General features: G+C 63.3%; 20 protein-coding genes. 4 read left to right on the top strand and 16 right to left on the bottom strand.

What is annotated here, in order from left to right:
- Window positions 1-54: 54 nt before the first annotated feature.
- The 3 genes from J1C49_RS16100 to rplO form a co-directional block, all read right to left on the bottom strand.
- Entirely contained in the window at window positions 55-693 is a 639-nt protein-coding gene (locus tag J1C49_RS16100) for an adenylate kinase (RefSeq protein ID WP_227446865.1), read from the bottom strand.
- The gene (gene secY / locus J1C49_RS16095; protein ID WP_227446864.1) at window positions 690-2,057 is read right to left on the bottom strand and encodes a preprotein translocase subunit SecY; all 1,368 of its coding nucleotides are present in this window, start codon (window positions 2,055-2,057) and stop codon (window positions 690-692) included. Before secY ends, J1C49_RS16100 begins: the two co-directional genes overlap by 4 nt.
- 110 nt (window positions 2,058-2,167) lie before the next feature.
- Window positions 2,168-2,638: a 50S ribosomal protein L15 gene (gene rplO / locus J1C49_RS16090; protein ID WP_227446863.1), complete on the bottom strand. Its 471-nt coding sequence runs from the start codon at window positions 2,636-2,638 to the stop codon at window positions 2,168-2,170.
- A gap of 567 nt (window positions 2,639-3,205) precedes the next feature.
- Between rplO and J1C49_RS16085 the strand changes: the two genes are divergently transcribed.
- Entirely contained in the window at window positions 3,206-4,492 is a 1,287-nt protein-coding gene (locus tag J1C49_RS16085; protein WP_227446862.1) for a DEAD/DEAH box helicase, read from the top strand.
- Window positions 4,493-4,604: 112 nt separating this feature from the next.
- Here J1C49_RS16085 and J1C49_RS16080 read toward each other — a convergent pair whose 3' ends face one another.
- The 12 genes from J1C49_RS16080 to rpmC all read right to left on the bottom strand — a co-directional run bounded on the left by J1C49_RS16080 (window position 4,605) and on the right by rpmC (window position 11,155).
- Complete coding sequence (locus tag J1C49_RS16080; RefSeq protein WP_227446861.1) at window positions 4,605-5,819, bottom strand: cytochrome P450; 1,215 nt, start codon at window positions 5,817-5,819, stop codon at window positions 4,605-4,607.
- An 819-nt stretch (window positions 5,820-6,638) separates the two neighbouring features.
- Complete coding sequence (rpmD, locus tag J1C49_RS16075; RefSeq protein WP_227446860.1) at window positions 6,639-6,827, bottom strand: 50S ribosomal protein L30; 189 nt, start codon at window positions 6,825-6,827, stop codon at window positions 6,639-6,641.
- A 5-nt stretch (window positions 6,828-6,832) separates the two neighbouring features.
- Window positions 6,833-7,414, bottom strand: a complete 582-nt coding sequence (gene rpsE, locus J1C49_RS16070; RefSeq protein WP_227446859.1) for a 30S ribosomal protein S5 — start codon at window positions 7,412-7,414, stop codon at window positions 6,833-6,835.
- Window positions 7,415-7,664: 250 nt separating this feature from the next.
- Window positions 7,665-8,024 carry a 50S ribosomal protein L18 gene (gene rplR / locus J1C49_RS16065; protein ID WP_227446858.1) on the bottom strand — a complete coding sequence of 120 codons (360 nt, stop codon included), beginning with the start codon at window positions 8,022-8,024 and terminating at the stop codon, window positions 7,665-7,667.
- Window positions 8,025-8,036: 12 nt separating this feature from the next.
- Entirely contained in the window at window positions 8,037-8,570 is a 534-nt protein-coding gene (rplF, locus tag J1C49_RS16060) for a 50S ribosomal protein L6 (protein ID WP_227446857.1), read from the bottom strand.
- A 10-nt stretch (window positions 8,571-8,580) separates the two neighbouring features.
- On the bottom strand, window positions 8,581-8,973 hold the full coding sequence (gene rpsH, locus J1C49_RS16055; RefSeq protein ID WP_227446856.1) for a 30S ribosomal protein S8: 393 nt from the start codon (window positions 8,971-8,973) through the stop codon (window positions 8,581-8,583).
- A gap of 15 nt (window positions 8,974-8,988) precedes the next feature.
- A complete protein-coding gene (gene rpsN, locus J1C49_RS16050) occupies window positions 8,989-9,294 on the bottom strand; it encodes a 30S ribosomal protein S14 (protein ID WP_227446855.1) in 306 nt (101 codons plus the stop codon).
- Between the two features lie 12 nt (window positions 9,295-9,306).
- Window positions 9,307-9,885 (bottom strand): 50S ribosomal protein L5, encoded by a 579-nt coding sequence (gene rplE / locus J1C49_RS16045; protein WP_227446854.1) that lies wholly within the window; start codon window positions 9,883-9,885, stop codon window positions 9,307-9,309.
- Entirely contained in the window at window positions 9,885-10,190 is a 306-nt protein-coding gene (gene rplX / locus J1C49_RS16040; protein WP_227446853.1) for a 50S ribosomal protein L24, read from the bottom strand. The genes rplE and rplX overlap by 1 nt, the downstream gene beginning before the upstream one ends.
- Window positions 10,190-10,558, bottom strand: coding sequence for a 50S ribosomal protein L14 (rplN, locus tag J1C49_RS16035; protein WP_227446852.1), 369 nt, complete (start codon window positions 10,556-10,558; stop codon window positions 10,190-10,192). The genes rplX and rplN overlap by 1 nt, the downstream gene beginning before the upstream one ends.
- 155 nt (window positions 10,559-10,713) lie before the next feature.
- A complete protein-coding gene (rpsQ, locus tag J1C49_RS16030; protein ID WP_227446851.1) occupies window positions 10,714-10,944 on the bottom strand; it encodes a 30S ribosomal protein S17 in 231 nt (76 codons plus the stop codon).
- A 4-nt stretch (window positions 10,945-10,948) separates the two neighbouring features.
- A complete protein-coding gene (gene rpmC / locus J1C49_RS16025) occupies window positions 10,949-11,155 on the bottom strand; it encodes a 50S ribosomal protein L29 (RefSeq protein WP_227446850.1) in 207 nt (68 codons plus the stop codon).
- Window positions 11,156-12,198: 1,043 nt separating this feature from the next.
- Here rpmC and J1C49_RS16020 point away from each other — a divergent pair.
- Window positions 12,199-12,603, top strand: coding sequence for a hypothetical protein (locus J1C49_RS16020; RefSeq protein ID WP_227446849.1), 405 nt, complete (start codon window positions 12,199-12,201; stop codon window positions 12,601-12,603).
- 327 nt (window positions 12,604-12,930) lie between these two features.
- On the top strand, window positions 12,931-13,089 hold the full coding sequence (locus J1C49_RS16015) for a hypothetical protein (protein WP_227446848.1): 159 nt from the start codon (window positions 12,931-12,933) through the stop codon (window positions 13,087-13,089).
- A gap of 21 nt (window positions 13,090-13,110) precedes the next feature.
- Here J1C49_RS16015 and J1C49_RS16010 read toward each other — a convergent pair whose 3' ends face one another.
- On the bottom strand, window positions 13,111-13,731 hold the full coding sequence (locus J1C49_RS16010) for a 2OG-Fe(II) oxygenase family protein (RefSeq protein WP_227446847.1): 621 nt from the start codon (window positions 13,729-13,731) through the stop codon (window positions 13,111-13,113).
- 199 nt (window positions 13,732-13,930) lie between these two features.
- Between J1C49_RS16010 and J1C49_RS16005 the strand changes: the two genes are divergently transcribed.
- A complete protein-coding gene (locus J1C49_RS16005) occupies window positions 13,931-14,683 on the top strand; it encodes a hypothetical protein (RefSeq protein ID WP_227446846.1) in 753 nt (250 codons plus the stop codon).
- The last annotated feature ends 595 nt before the right edge of the window (window positions 14,684-15,278 follow it).

Raw genomic sequence — 15,278 nt, 5'->3', positions numbered from 1 at the left:
CCTTGGTTGCGCGACAAATATAAGCACGGATCGGCTAATAATCAATGAACCCGATCACGCCAGCGCGATGGCGATCTCCGCCTTGACCGCATCGATCTCGCCCAAACCATCCACCGCCGCGTGATTGCCCTTGGCGTAGTAGTAACCGATCAGCGGCGAGGTCTGCTTGTAATAGGCCATCAGGCGCGTCTTGAGGCTTTCCTCATTGTCATCGGCCCGCCGCTTGAACTCCGTGCCGCCGCAGTTGGAACATTTGCCATCCGCGGGGATCGGCTTGGTGAGGTCGTTATAGACTTCGCCGCAGCTTCCGCAGGTGGAGCGTGCCGTGATCCGGGCCACGAGCGCCTCGTCATCGACGCGCAGTTCCACCACCTTGTCGAGGGTCTGGTTCATCTCTTCGAGCAGCGCCCCCAGCGCGTCGGCCTGTGCCAGGGTCCGCGGGAAACCATCGAAGATGAAGCCCGAGCCGCCTGCTGCCAGTTTCTCGCGGATCAGACCGATGACGATTTCATCGGTGACAAGCTCGCCGCGCGCCATCACGCCCGCAACCATCTTGCCCATTTCCGTCCCGCTGTCCTTGGCCTCGCGCAGCATATCGCCGGTCGAGAGCTGGGTCAGACCGCGTTCCGTTTCCAGGATCCGCGCCTGTGTGCCCTTGCCCGCCCCCGGCGGTCCCAAAAGAATAATGTTCATCGCCGCGCCGGAGCCCCCTTCTTCTTGCGTGACTTACCCTTACCGCGCAACTGCGATTTCTGAATGAGACCTTCGTATTGGTGGGCGAGCAGGTGGCTCTGCACCTGCTGGATGGTGTCCATGGTCACGGACACGACGATCAGAACCGAGGTGCCGCCGAAATAGAAGGGAATCGCGAATTCGTTGCGCAGGATCTCCGGCAGCAGGCAAACCGCCGCGAGATAGGCAGAGCCAAGCGCCAGAACGCGGTTCACCACGTATTCGAGATATTCCGCCGTCTTCTTGCCGGGGCGGATGCCGGGCACGAAGCCGTTCTGGTTCTTGAGGTTCTCGGCCACATCGTCGGGTTTGAAGCTGACGTTGAAGGTGTAGAAATAGGCGAAGAAGATGATCATCCCCGCGAAGAACAGCAGGTAGAGCGGCTGTCCGGGTCCGAAATAGGCAAGGATCGTGGACATCACCGGGCCCGCGTTCTCGCCGCCCGAGAAGGTCGAGATCGTCACCGGGAGAAGCAGCAGGGAAGAGGCGAAGATCGCCGGGATCACGCCCGCCGGGTTCACCTTGACCGGCAGGTGGCTGTTCTGGGCCTCGGTCATTTTCATGCCGACTTGGCGGCGCGGATACTGAATGGTGATTTTTCGCAGCGCCCGCTCCATGAAGACCACGAAGGCAATCACCGCCACAACCATCACGATCACCCCGACGATCACCGCGGGGCTGATGGCGCCGGACCGGCCACTCTCGAAGAACTGCGCCAGCGCGGCGGGCAGCTCGGCGATGATGCCGACGAAGATGATCAGCGAGATGCCGTTGCCGATGCCGCGTGCGGTGATCTGCTCACCGATCCACATCAGGAACATGGTGCCGCCCACAAGGGTGATCACGCAGGCCGCGCGGAAATACCAGCCCGGATCGGCGGCGATATCGCCCGCCTCCAGCGACACGGCGAGGCCGTAAGCCTGCATCGTCGCCAGCAAAACCGTGCCGTAGCGCGTATACTGGTTGATCTTCTTGCGGCCCTGCTCGCCCTCTTTCTTGAGCTGTTCGAGCTTCGGCACCATCGATGTCAGGAGCTGCACGATGATCGAGGCCGAGATATACGGCATGATCCCGAGCGCGAAAATGCCCATGCGACCGAGCGCACCGCCCGTGAACATCGACACCATACCGGCAATGCCCTGCCCCGCCTGGTCGACGAAATCCCGAAGCGCGCCACCGTCGATGCCGGGAACCGGCAGGAAGGTGCCGATCCGGTAGACGATCAACAGGCCAAGGGTGAACAGGATGCGATTGCGCAGGTCGGTTGCTTTGCCAAGCGCCGCCCAACTCGTGTTGGCGGCCATTTGCTCTGCTGCGGATACCATGCGGATCTCTCTGTCTATGACAAACGCCGCCACGACGTGTTTTCCGTCGGGCGGCGTTCAATGGAAAACGTGGACAAGATGTAAGCGGCGCAGGGGCCGCTCACAAGTCGTTATTCCGCCGCTGCCGCGGACGTGACCGAAAGCGACCCGCCCTTGCCGGCCACGGCGTCGATGGCGGCCTTGGAGGCGCCGGTCGCCGAAATCGTCAGCGCGCCGGTGACATCGCCCTTGGCGAGCACGCGGATGCCATCGAGCTTGCGGCGCACCAGCCCGGAGGACACAAGCGTATCCTCGGTGATGTTGCCGGCCTCAAGCTTGCCTGCGTCAACGAATTTCTGGATCAGGCCAAGATTGACCACGGCGTAGGCCTTGCGGTTCGGCTTGTTGAAGCCGCGCTTGGGCAAACGCTGGTAGAGCGGCATCTGGCCGCCTTCATAGCCATTGATCGCCACACCCGAACGGGATTTCTGACCTTTGATACCACGGCCACCCATCTTACCCTTGGACGAGCCGGGACCACGGCCAACACGGCGCTTGGATTTGGTTGCGCCGGGATTGTCGCGCAGTTCATTGAGTTTCATGTCGCTTCTCCTTGCCGGATGCTGCCCGCGAAGCGAAATGGGCAGACCTCGGCTTTTCTTGCTTTGTGAATCGGGCCTCTGTGGACCACCGGGCGCGTATAGCGGTGCTTTTGGTGCAGATCAAGGCTCCGTCTCGCCGATCCTCGGCGGGCTTCTTCGGCCTTGGTCCGGACAGGGCTTCCCGGGGCCATCGCGGCCCGGCAACGGCACCGGTGCAAAAGGCACAGCCGCGCCCCTGATTCCACGCACCCGTTGACAAGGCCCGCCCCCTGCCCCATATGCCGCGTATCGGTCGCCCCACCGCGTGAGTGGGCAGCCCGTCGTTCCGAGCGCCCACAGGGCACCCGTCAGGCAGCGACCGCTCTTTCCGATATCGGTTCCCATTTCACGCGGGGTTCCATGGCTTTGACGGCCATGCGGCAATCCGGCTGTATGCGCATGTCAGGGCTTCACCCGTATGCCCGGCGCTCCGACACGGTGCGTGGCGCCCCCTTGCGCGGTTTGGGCCGTCCGGTGTGCGTAGAGCACCTCGGAGACCGGGCCGTGCGTCAGACAAAGGAAAATCCATTGGATTTTGACATGCTGGGACTGCCGTCCCGCCTTCAGACAAACCTCGCCGCCGCCGGCATCACCGATCCGACCCCGATCCAGACAAAGGCCATTCCGCACGCCATGAACGGCCGCGATGTGATGGGCCTTGCGCAGACCGGCTCCGGCAAGACGGCCGCTTTCGGTTTGCCGATCCTGTCCACGCTCCTGCGGATGGAAGGCAAACCCGACCCGAAAACGGCGCGGGGGTTGATCCTTGCGCCAACCCGCGAACTGGCCAAGCAGATCGTCGAGGCGCTCCGCGTCTATGCCGACAAGACGCAGATCCGGATCACGCTTGTGGTGGGTGGCAATTCGATCAACCCTCAGATCCAGAAGATGGGACGCGGCACGGACCTGCTCGTGGCGACCCCGGGCCGGCTGATCGACCTGCTTGACCGCAAGGCCGTCCGGCTCGACCAGACGCGCTTTCTCGTGTTGGACGAGGCCGATCAGATGCTGGATCTCGGCTTTATCCACGCGCTGCGCAAGATTGCGCCGCTCCTGCCGAAAGATCGGCAAACGATGCTGTTCTCGGCCACCATGCCGAAACAGATGAACGAAATCGCCGGGGCCTATCTCAACGATGCCGTGCGCATCGAGGTGAACCCGCCGGGCAAACCGGTGGAACGGATTGCGCAATCGCTGCATTTTGTCGAACAATCCGCCAAGACGGCGCTGCTCAAGAAGCATCTCGACACGCACCGCTCTGAAGCGGCGCTGGTTTTTGCACGCACCAAGCACGGGGCGGAGCGGCTCAAGAAGAACCTCGAAGCGGCAGGATTTGCCGCCGCGTCGATCCACGGGAACAAGTCGCAGGGCCAGCGTGACCGGGCGTTGAACGCCTTCCGCGAAGGCGAACTGACGGTGCTGGTCGCCACGGATGTGGCCGCACGCGGGATCGACATCCCGCTTGTGCGCTATGTCTACAATTTCGACCTGCCCAACGTGCCCGACAATTATGTGCACCGGATCGGGCGCACCGCGCGGGCCGGGCGCGATGGCACCGCCATTGCCTATTGCTCTGCCGAGGAAATGGACGAGCTGCGCGCGGTCGAGAAGGTCATGGGACGCAAGATCGACGTTGCGGGCGGCGAGCCGTTCGAGCCTGTCCGTCCGGCAAAAGGCGGCGGTCGCGGGCGCGGTCGCCCGGGCGGCGGCGGCGGCGGACAAAAGCGCAGCGCCGGTGGCGGCGGCGGAGGGGGCGGCGGTGGCCGGTCCCGTCGCAGCGGCGGCGGCGGCAATCGTCGACGCAAGGCGGCCTGATCCGCTCTGGCTCCCAGGAATGACGGCCCCGCAGAAATGCGGGGCCTTTTTTGTCGACGCTGAGGTGGCGTCCGGTTGGGCCATCCGCGGACCACACCGCCGGAGGTCACGCTCAGCGCACGGAGATCGGGAAGGCGGTATAGCCGCGGAACCGCGCCAAAGGCAGGATTTCGCGCGGGCCGGTCTGCGCCAGCTTCGGGAACCGCTTGACGAATTGTCCGATGGCGATGCGCCCTTCCGCGCGGGCGAGGGTCGCGCCAAGACAGACATGGATGCCGGTGATGAAGGCGATCTGCCGGTTCGGACGGCGGCCGAGATCGACGCGGTCAGGCTGATCGAACACCGCCGGGTCGCGGTTCGCGCCCCCGATCGAGGTGTGGATATAGGTGCCCTTCGGGATGGTGCCGGAGGGCAGCGTGATGTCTTCGCCCGCAAGCCGATTGCCGATCTGCAACGGGCTTTCATAGCGCAGGAATTCCTCGATTGCGGCGGTGATCAGGTCCGGATCGTCGAGCAGGCGGCGATGCTCGCCGGGATGATCCAGCAAGGTTCCGATGGCATTGCCGACAAAGCTGGTGGTGGTTTCGTGACCGGCATTGAGCAGGAAGATACAGTTCTGCACCAGTTCCTCGTCGGTGAGCGTGCGGCCCTCATGCTCCCCGAAGATCAGCGCATCGAGCACCTCGCCCTCCCCGGCGTCCTCCGGGTTGGCGCGGCGATACGCGATGAGCTCACGCAGGATTGCGCCGAATTCGGTGACCGCGCGATTGCCCGCCGCGAGCCTGTCCGGCGGCACCACGGGATCGAGCGCACCGAGGATGGCGATGGAATAGCCGCGCAGCTCGGAGCGGTGCGATTCGGGAATACCGAGCATCAGCGAGATGATTTCAGTGGGCAGGATCTTGGCGAAGTCCTCGATCAGGTCGAGCGTGCCCAGATCCTCGACGCGGTCGAGCAACCGGTTGACGATGCGGGCGATCAGCGGCTCGAACGCCGCAAGCTTGCGCGGTGTGAACGCCCCGGAGATCAGCTTGCGCACCACCGTGTGATAGGGCGGATCGTTGAATATGAGGCTGGTCGTGTGGTGGGTCAGGAGCGGGCATTGGCCGAATTTCTCACCAAACGCCTCGGTCTTGTCCGACAGCATCGCTCGGGACCGGTAGACCTCCAGCACATCCGCGTGGCGGGTGAGAAACACCGAGCCGTCGGGGTTATGGTGGATCGGGTTCTGCGCGCGCAGGGCATGCAGTGTCGGGTGCGGGTTGGCGATGAAGTCCGCGCCGATGGCGTTGAGATCGAAGCGGGTGATGTCGGGCGTATCAGACATGGCGGGATCCTCCGGGGGCGATGGTGGGCGAGCGCAGCCCGGCTTGCAAGCGGCGTTCGGACATGCGGCGTTTGCGGGGCGGGGACAGGCGCAGTTTGATGGCAGCCTTCGAGCCGCAGGCCTTCCGATGAGTCGCGTGAAACAGCGGCGTTCTGGACGGTAGGATGCCAGCCGCGTGAACCGGGCTCGTCTGTCTGCGGCCAAGGGGCTTGCGCGGAAGGACAGTGCCGGCGCCGCGATTGCAACGCGTGAAACGAGACGGTTCATCGGCGCGATGAGGACAATGCCGCGCGCGGGGGTTTGCGAAGGGCAAGGAAGATCGTGCGATGCGCAGGGGGTCTGGCAAGCGGTGACGGGGACAGCAAATCGCAGGGAGCGGTCCGTCGGCGCGATGAGGACAATGCCGCGGGCGGTGGTTTGTGAAGGGCAAGGAAGATCGTGCCATGCGCAGGGGGTCTGGCAAGCGGTGACGGAGACAGCTAGTCGCAGGGAGCGGTCCATCGGCGCGATGAGGACAATGCCGCGGGCGGTGGGTTGCGAAGGGTAAGGAAGATGGCGCGATGCGCGCCGTTCTGGGGGTTGTCAAAGGGTCGGTAAGAAACCGGGTGTTCAGAAAGAGAGGATAAGCACTGCAAGACACGAGGAGGGTCTGGCGGCGCAATAGGGGCGGAAAAGCATCGAGAGTTTTCTGCGCCCGACAGGGATGTTCCGCATCACGGACGCGCGCAAGAGGCTCGCGCACTGCATTACCGTCAACGCAAAAGACCCCGGGGCACCTGTCCCCGGGGTCTTTGATATCAGTAACCGTCAGTGATGCGGTTAGCCGCGCTCTTCGACAATCTCGACGAGGTGCGGGATCTTGCGGATCATGCCGCGCACGGAAGGCGTATCTTCCAGCTCGCGGGTCTTGTGCATCTTGTTGAGCCCGAGGCCGATCAGCGTTTCACGCTGCTTGGCGGGGCGGCGGATCGGAGAGCCGATCTGCTTGACGACGATGGTTTTTGCCATGGATCTCACGCCTCCTCAGCGACTTGGCTGGATTCCTGGGGTGCTTCGTCCCGCTTGGGCAGGATGTCGGCTACCTTCTTGCCACGACGCTGGGCAACATTGCGCGGCGACTGCTCGCGGCCGAGGCCGTTCAGCGTGGCGCGGATCATGTTGTAAGGGTTCTGCGACCCGATCGACTTGGCGACCACGTCCTGAACGCCCAGCATCTCGAACACCGCACGCATCGGACCACCGGCGATGATCCCTGTCCCGGTCGGGGCGGTGCGCATCACGACGCGACCCGCGCCATGGCGGCCTTCGATGTCGTGGTGCAGCGTGCGGCCTTCCTTGAGCGGCACACGCATCATCTTGCGCTTGGCCTGCTCAGTGGCCTTGCGGATGGCCTCGGGGACCTCTTTGGCCTTACCCTTGCCGAAGCCCACACGGCCCTTCTGGTCGCCCACGACGACGAGGGCTGCAAAGCCAAAGCGCTTACCACCCTTGACGGTCTTGGAAACGCGGTTGATCGCGACCAGGCGGTCGGCGAATTCGGAGGCTTCGTCGCGGTCGCGGCGGTTGCCCCGGCGGTTGTTGTCACGGTCTGCCATGCGGCATCCTCTTTCATTGAGCGACCACGGGTTTCCCCCTGGTCCGGTTGTCCAATCCTAGTGTCCCGCGCTGCGGAACCCGGATCATCGAGACGGCGCGCCGCCTGCAAGTCTTGTGGCTCACGCATTCCCGGGGGTGCCCCGGTGTAAGCCGTTTTAGGTGCAGCAGGGCTGCGGTCCGTGGCCGGAGCGAAAAAACGCGCCGCCGGCCGCGGAAACGTGAAGCGGCGGGGTTGCCCCCGCCACCGCATCAGATTTTCAGACCACCTTCGCGGGCTGCATCGGCGAGCGCCTTGATGCCGCCGTGGAAGAGGTAGCCACCGCGGTCGAAATACGCCTCGGTCACGCCAGCCGCCTTCGCACGCTCGGCGATTGCGGAGCCAACCTTGGCGGCCACTTCAGCGTTGTTCTTGCCGACCGACCCCAGATCCTTCTCGAGCGAGGAGGCGGAAGCGAGCGTCTTGCCCTGCGCGTCGTCGATGAGCTGAACCGAGATGTTCTTGTTCGAACGGTGAACCGAAAGGCGCACGCGACCTGCGTTAACCTTGCGGAGTTTGTTCCGGACGCGCAGGCGGCGCTTCTGGAACAGTTGACGTTTACTGTTTGCCATGTCCTTGCGTCCTTACTTCTTCTTGCCTTCCTTCTGGAAGATGTATTCGCCCTTGTAGCGGATACCCTTCCCCTTATACGGCTCGGGACGACGCCAGTCGCGGATGTTTGCCGCAACCTCGCCCACCACCTGCTTGTCATGGCCTTCGACCACGATTTCGGTGGGTTTCGGGCAGACAATCGTGATCCCGTCGGGGATCTGAAAATCCACGTCGTGGCTGTAGCCGAGGTTCAGCTTGAGAACCTTGCCCTGCACCTGTGCGCGGTAACCCACGCCCTGGATCTCGAGCTCTTTCTTGAAGCTGTCGGACACGCCGTGCACCAGATTGGCGACGATTGTGCGGGACATGCCCCATTGCTGACGGGCGCGCTTGGACGTGCCGCGCGGCGTGACCGTCACCGTGTTGTCGTTCACCGCGAGTGTGACATCGTCGGTGGCCGTAAAGCTCTGGGTGCCTTTCGGCCCTTTCACTTCGATCGTCTGACCCGAAACCGAGGCCGAAACCCCCGAGGGCAGCGCGACCGGTTGTTTGCCGATACGAGACATGAAGCCCTCCTTAGAATACGGTGCAGAGCACTTCGCCACCGATATTGTGGCTGCGTGCGGTTGCATCAGACATGACGCCCTTGGACGTCGAGACGATGGACACGCCGAGGCCCTGACGGACCTGCGGGATGTCGGAGACACCCATGTAGACGCGGCGGCCGGGCTTGGAGACCCGCTTGAGCTCGCGGATGACAGGGGCGCCATCATAGTATTTGAGGCTGATTTCGAGCGTCGGGTGACCGCGGTGGTCGGTCCCGGACTCGTAGCCGCGGATGTAGCCTTCGTCGCTCAGCACGTCGAGAACCCAGGCGCGCAGCTTGGAAGCCGGCGTGGAGACGGTCGACTTGCCGCGCATGGAGGCGTTGCGAATGCGGGTGAGCATATCACCGATAGGATCGTTCATCTGTTCAAACCCTCCTTACCAGCTCGACTTGACCATGCCGGGGGCCTGGCCATTGCTGGCCAGCTCGCGCAGGGCGATCCGGCTGACTTTGAGCTTACGGTAATAAGCGTGGGGACGGCCCGTGAGCTGGCACCGGTTGTGCAGGCGGGTCGGCGAGGAATTGCGCGGCAGTTTCGCAAGCTTCAGGCGCGCCTTGAAGCGCTCTTCCATCGGCTTGGATTCGTCGTTTGCGATTTCCTTGAGCTCCGCACGCTTGGCGGCGTATTTCTCCACCAGACGCTGGCGCTTCTTCTCGCGTTCGATCATTGCTTTCTTGGCCATGATGCTCGCTCCTTAAGCGTTGAAGGGCATGTTGAAATGCTTCAACAGCGCTTTTGCCTGCGCATCGGCGGTGTGATCGCCGAGGTCCTGCGCAGTGGTGGTGATGATGATGTCCATACCCCAGACCTCGTCGACCTTGTCGAACTCGATCTCGGGGAACACGATGTGCTCCTTGAGGCCCATGGCAAAGTTGCCACGACCGTCGAAGGAGGGCTTCACGCCGCGGAAGTCACGGATGCGGGGCATCGCGATGGTGATCAGACGATCGAGGAATTCGAACATCCGGTCGCCACGCAGCGTGACCTTGGCACCAAGCGGCATCTCTTCGCGGACCCGGAAGCCGGCGATGGACTTCTTGGCCTTGGTCGACACGGCCTGCTGGCCGGCGATGGCTGTGAGGTCCTCGACAGCGGCCTTGGCCTTCTTGCTGTCACGAACCGCCTCTGCGCCACAACCGATGTTGAGCACGATCTTGTCGAGACGCGGGATCATCATGTCGTTGGAGTAGCCAAACTCCTCCTTCATGGCGGCCTTGATCTCGTTGGCGAATTTCGCCTTGAGGCGCGGGGTGTAGTTTGCAGTGTCGAGCATCAGATCACGTCTCCCGTGGTCTTGGCGAAGCGCACTTTCTTGCCGTCTTCCATACGGAACCCGACGCGGCTTGCCTTGCCGTTGGCGTCCACGATGGCGAGGTTCGACAGATCGATGGGCTGGGCCTGCGGGATGCGGCCACCCTGGCTCGTCTGCGACTGGCGGGTGTGGCGGATCGCGATGTTGAGGCCGTCGACAACCGCTTTGCCCTTGGCTGGCATGACAGCGGAAATCTCACCGGTCTTGCCCTTGTCCTTGCCGGCGAGCACGACAACCTTGTCACCCTTCTTGAGTTTGGCAGCCATTACAGCACCTCCGGGGCAAGCGAGATGATCTTCATGAAGTTCTTGGCGCGCAGCTCGCGCACAACCGGCCCGAAGATCCGGGTGCCGATCGGCTCGCCGGAATTGTTCAGGATGACGGCTGCGTTGCGGTCAAAGCGGATGGCGGTGCCATCTTCGCGGCGAACTTCCTTGGCGGTGCGCACGACGACGGCCTTGCGGACGTCCCCCTTTTTCACGCGACCGCGCGGAATGGCCTCTTTCACCGAGACGACGATGATATCGCCGACCGATGCGTAACGGCGGTGCGAACCGCCGAGGACCTTGATGCACTGAACCCGGCGAGCACCGGAGTTGTCAGCGACATCCAGATTGGTCTGCATCTGGATCATTTGGTTTCTCCCGACGTCCGGGGCCGCCTTTTTAGGACATTGACCCCGGGGTTTCGTTCAAACCGAGATGTGGTCTCGGGCTTTTGCTCATCGCGCCTTTGCATGCGCGCCTCGCTGCATCAATGCCGCGAGGCCGCCTGCGAGGGCGGATGCGCTTAGTCCGCGATCACCTCCCAGCGTTTGGTTTTCGACTTCGGCGCACATTCGATGATGCGCACCGTATCACCCACGGCGAACTTTTCCGCTTCGTCATGGGCGCGATACTTCTTCGACTTCCGGATCGTCTTCTGAAGCACAGGGTGCTTGAAGCGACGCTCGACGCTGACCGTGACGGTCTGCGCGTTTGCAGTGGAGGTGACGGTGCCTTGGAGGATACGCTTGGGCATGTCGTTACGCCTCGCTTGCCGCAGCAGCGGCCTTTTCGTTCAGGATGGTTTTCACGCGCGCGACGTCGCGACGCACGGCACGCATGCGCGCGGTGCTTTCCATCTGGCCGGATGCCTGCTGAAAGCGCAGGTTGAAGGCCTCTTTCTTCAGTTGGACAAGCTGGTCCCGGAGTTCATCCGGGGTCTTGTCACGGAGTTCGCTGGCGTTCATCGCCTTTTCCTTTCTCAACATCACCGGAGAGCCCCTGCCCTTGCGTGCAAGGTCACCCTGATTCCGGTGGAGTCCGTGGATGAAGTGGCGCTATAGAAGGGTTGGGCCGACTTGGCAAGGGGGGCATTGCGCATTCCCGGCAGATCGCCACCACGCCACAGGCGCATGTCGCGATCCCCGCCATCTGAACCGCGTGTCACAGCCCGTCGGCGGACTGCTTGTGGCACCCCCGGCCAGGGTGACGAAGCAATGCCGGTCACCCCAGCGGACAGACCTCGCTATAACCGGTGCGCGCTTGGCCGCCCATCCCGGTTTCGACCCTGTGAGGCACCGGCCCAAGGGTCCAACCGGCAGCCGTTGGCGCGACCCGGTGCAGCCCGGATCGCATACTGCCGCTCTCTGTGACCTGTGTGACCTTTGACCACTGACCACTGACCACTGACGGCATCTCAAGTCTATGCCCTGCGCATTGGGTCAATTGATCCGAAGCCCCCCGTATCGATCTTGCATCCTCACCCACGCAAGAAGCCTGTCAACACCAAGGATCAGTTCTGCGCGTCGGTTTTTTGCTACGCAGGTTGTCGTTGTGAACTCAGATCTCGAAGATCAGACCGCCCCACGCGCAGGGTCGCGCCCTCCAACGCCTTCGACACGGGAGGAACACAGCGTGCGGCGTTCGAGGCCATCGCCAAAAAACGGTTTGCGTCAGTCGTGGCCTTCGCCGGACCGGAGCGGGCCCCGCCAAAGGGCCGATGACACCGGCACATGATGCAGAGGCAACCAGCCTTTGCCTTGTAATCCACGACCGGACCAGCACATGCATCCGTGCATCCGCTAACCGGTTCGACCCCGACAGCCGGTTCGGAACAGGACCTCCGCGCGGACGCACGCGGCGCGGATCGCGCCATGCACGCATCCATCAAACGCCTCCAAATTGGGACGGACGGCGCAGCACATGGCCGGACCATGGGCTTGATTTTGATCAAGGCACCGCGCTCCGAACACGCCTCACAATCCGGCTGTGGTCAACGAGGAGAGCGTGGATGGGTATTTGCCCCTATTCTCTTGCCGCAGGCATGGCCCTTGGACTTGCGGCATGTCAGACGGTCGAACCGGTTTCGACCGGCATACCTGTAGGCGACCGCCATTCGCTTGCCGGATTGCCGTTGAGTGACGCATCGCGCCGCGTGCTGGCGCAGGATCTCGATGCGTTGCAGGCAGTGCCTGTGAAACAGACCTGCAGCGCGTCGGACATCACGTTTCTGTCGGTTTCCCTCACCCTTTTCGCGATTGGCGTCGACGAACCATTGACCGAACCCTGGAGCAGTGCGGAACGGGGGCGCTTCGACGCCCTGATGGCGCGCTGGCAGTCTATCGGAGGGGACCGGCGTGATATCGCGCCGCGATGCCGTGCCGAAGTCTCGAAACTCGGGTTGCCCATCGTCTAGGGTCAGAACCCGTTGATATGCGACGCGCGGCTGACCGGATCGACCTGGGCTTTGAAGCCATCGTTGGGTTTGCAGCGGGAGCCCGCTCGAAGCGCCGCGTGACAAAGTACGGGTTGTCCGCGTCGCGGCTTCGGGTGGCTTTGGCCTGTGGACCAGCGTCGCGCCATGGGTGGCTTCCGAGATCGGACCCTCTGGCCATGACGGACCGCCCGGCGCATCGAAAGGCCTAGCGGCGACCCGTTCGAGTTGGTCTTCGAGCAGTTTGCGCCCCGCCGCCCGGGGATATGCTATAGTTCCCGAACAGCGAGACAATGGAGCGACGGCGACATGGACCCAATCACCCTTTCCTTCTACGCCGTCGTCTGCGGCTGCCTGAGCGTGGCGGCGCCGCGGCTCGGCGGGTTTGTCCCCCGGTTGATCGTTGGCGCGGTCGTCGGCCTCGTCGCTGCAACCCTGCTACCGCCGTTCAGATCGATCTTCTTCTAGGCAAGAAGGCGGTGCCGCGGCCTATGCCCACTTGTAATTGAAGCTCACCGAAATCCGTTCATCCTCGGCCATGTTCATCGGAACCTCGTGACGCAGCCAGCTTTCCCAGAGCAGCACGTCACCGACCTTCGGCGCGACATAGACAAACTGGCGCAGTTCCTCGCGCGCGTCTTTCACACGGGTCGGGGCGGCCATCATCATCGGCAGGCGCGGGTCTTCGAGCTTGAGCGCAGAGGTGCCGTCGGGCATCGCCACGTAGGTCGTGCCGGAAATCACGGAATGCGGATGAATGTGGCTGGAATGCGTGCCGCCTTCGGGCAGGATATTGATCCAGAGGTCTTCGAGCACAAGCGCGCGGCCCTGAAGATCGAACTGCACATCCTTGGCGAAATCCGCAACATGCGCATCCAGCGATTTGACCAGATCGGCGAAGATCGGGAACCGCCATGGCAGGTCGGTCAGCGACGCGTAGGAGGTGTATCCCGGATAGCCGTTGGCCTCACACCAGTCCTGCCCCGCGTCGTCATCCTCGGCGATGGAATAGCATGACGCCTCAAGCTCTGCCGCATCGATGCCGGGCGGGTGATCGGAGAGCGCAGCCTGATACAGGCGGGTGGTGAAAAGGGATCTGATCTGGGCCATGGGGTGGGCATACTGCAGGCTCGGGTGCGGATCGAGAGCAAAAATGCGCGATTTCCCCATGACGTCTTGCCCATCCGCCCTCGGGCCCCATGCCTTAAAGCTGGCTGCGCCGAAGCCGGGCGCCCGATCCGCGCGCCGCAGACGCGACGGTCCTGCGTTGGAAAGCAAGTGTAAACCTTGTTGTGCGACACCGGAGGGCATGATTGCGGTTTTGGTCTTTCGGATATCCTTGCGCCGCTTCGGCACACATGTGGCTGGTATTGCAGCGATTCTGTGCAGCCTGCTGGCCGGGGTGGTGCGGGCCGAGCCCGGGGCGTTCTTTGCGGATCGCAAGCCCCTGTTTTCGATGGACCGGGGGACCAGCCCGGTCGTCGGCGCGTCGCTTTTTGTCGGACGGGCCGAAACGAGCCTGTTTGCCCCTTTGCCAGAAGCGCGCAGCACGCCATTGCCCGAACCGCTGTCGGCCCGGGCCGGAAGTGCGGCGGACCGTATTCGCGACCTGATCGCCAAGGCCGAAGCCGGTCCGGACGGGTTTGATGCGGTTCAGTTCGGCGCGCGAATCAAGCCGCCGAAGCCCCCCACCCAGATGACCTTGCGCGAGATCGACGCATGGATTCATGCGACCCCCGGACAGCCGCACGCGATCGGTCGGTACCAGTTCATCCCAAAGACGCTGCGCTGGCTCGTGGCCCGTCTGGAACTGGACCCCGATACACCGTTCACGCCGGCGGTGCAGAACCGGTTGGCGGATCTGTTGTTGGCGGATGCCGGTCTGGCAGAGGCGCTGGCCGGGCGCATGTCGCAGCAAACCTTCATGAAGAACCTTGCCCGGACATGGGCAGGACTGCCAATGCCGGACGGTCGGTCCTATTACGAAGGCTTTGCGGGCAACAAGGCGACCATGGGATTTGACGCGTATCGCCGGGCCATCGCTTCGATCCTTTCGGGATGACCGCGGATGGCGCGCGCCGAGCTTTGCATGGCGACGATGGATATCGGCGGTTGGTCGCGTCGGCCGGCCTATATGTGTGCGTCCGCCAAGGCGCAGGCTTCGCGCGCACGCCAAGCGAGGTAGGCTGACCGGGGCGGGATACCTACGGGACGCACAACCGTGAGAGGCCGCGCGGCGCTGATGGGCCGCGCGCGGTGTCGGTTGGGCGACAGGCAGATGCGGCGAGCCTGGTCGAACGCCACAGCGCCGATCACGATGCGTAGACTGCTCACGATCTCGGCCTGTAGGGCCAACCAACTGAGCACGGAGCCGGAAAAATGGCAATTGGAGCGCATAGAGCGCGGAGAGGAAAGCGCGGAGCGGAAGGTGCAGAACCCGCAATTCAGAGCGCAGAACAGAGAGAGAGGAAAGCGCAGAGCGCAGAAGAAAGAGTGGCAATTGGAGTGCGCAAAGCGCGGAGGGGAAAGCACAGAGCGGAAGCCGCAGAACCCGCAACTCTAAGCGGAGAGCGGAGAGCGGAGAGCGGAGAGCGGAGAGCGGAGAGCGGAGAGCGGAGAGCGGAGAGCGGAGAGCGGAGAGCGGAGAGCGGAGAGCG

Source organism: Cognatishimia sp. F0-27 (genome assembly GCF_020667845.1).
GTDB lineage: Bacteria > Pseudomonadota > Alphaproteobacteria > Rhodobacterales > Rhodobacteraceae > JAFMPQ01.
This window is presented reverse-complemented; position numbering and strand designations above follow the sequence as displayed.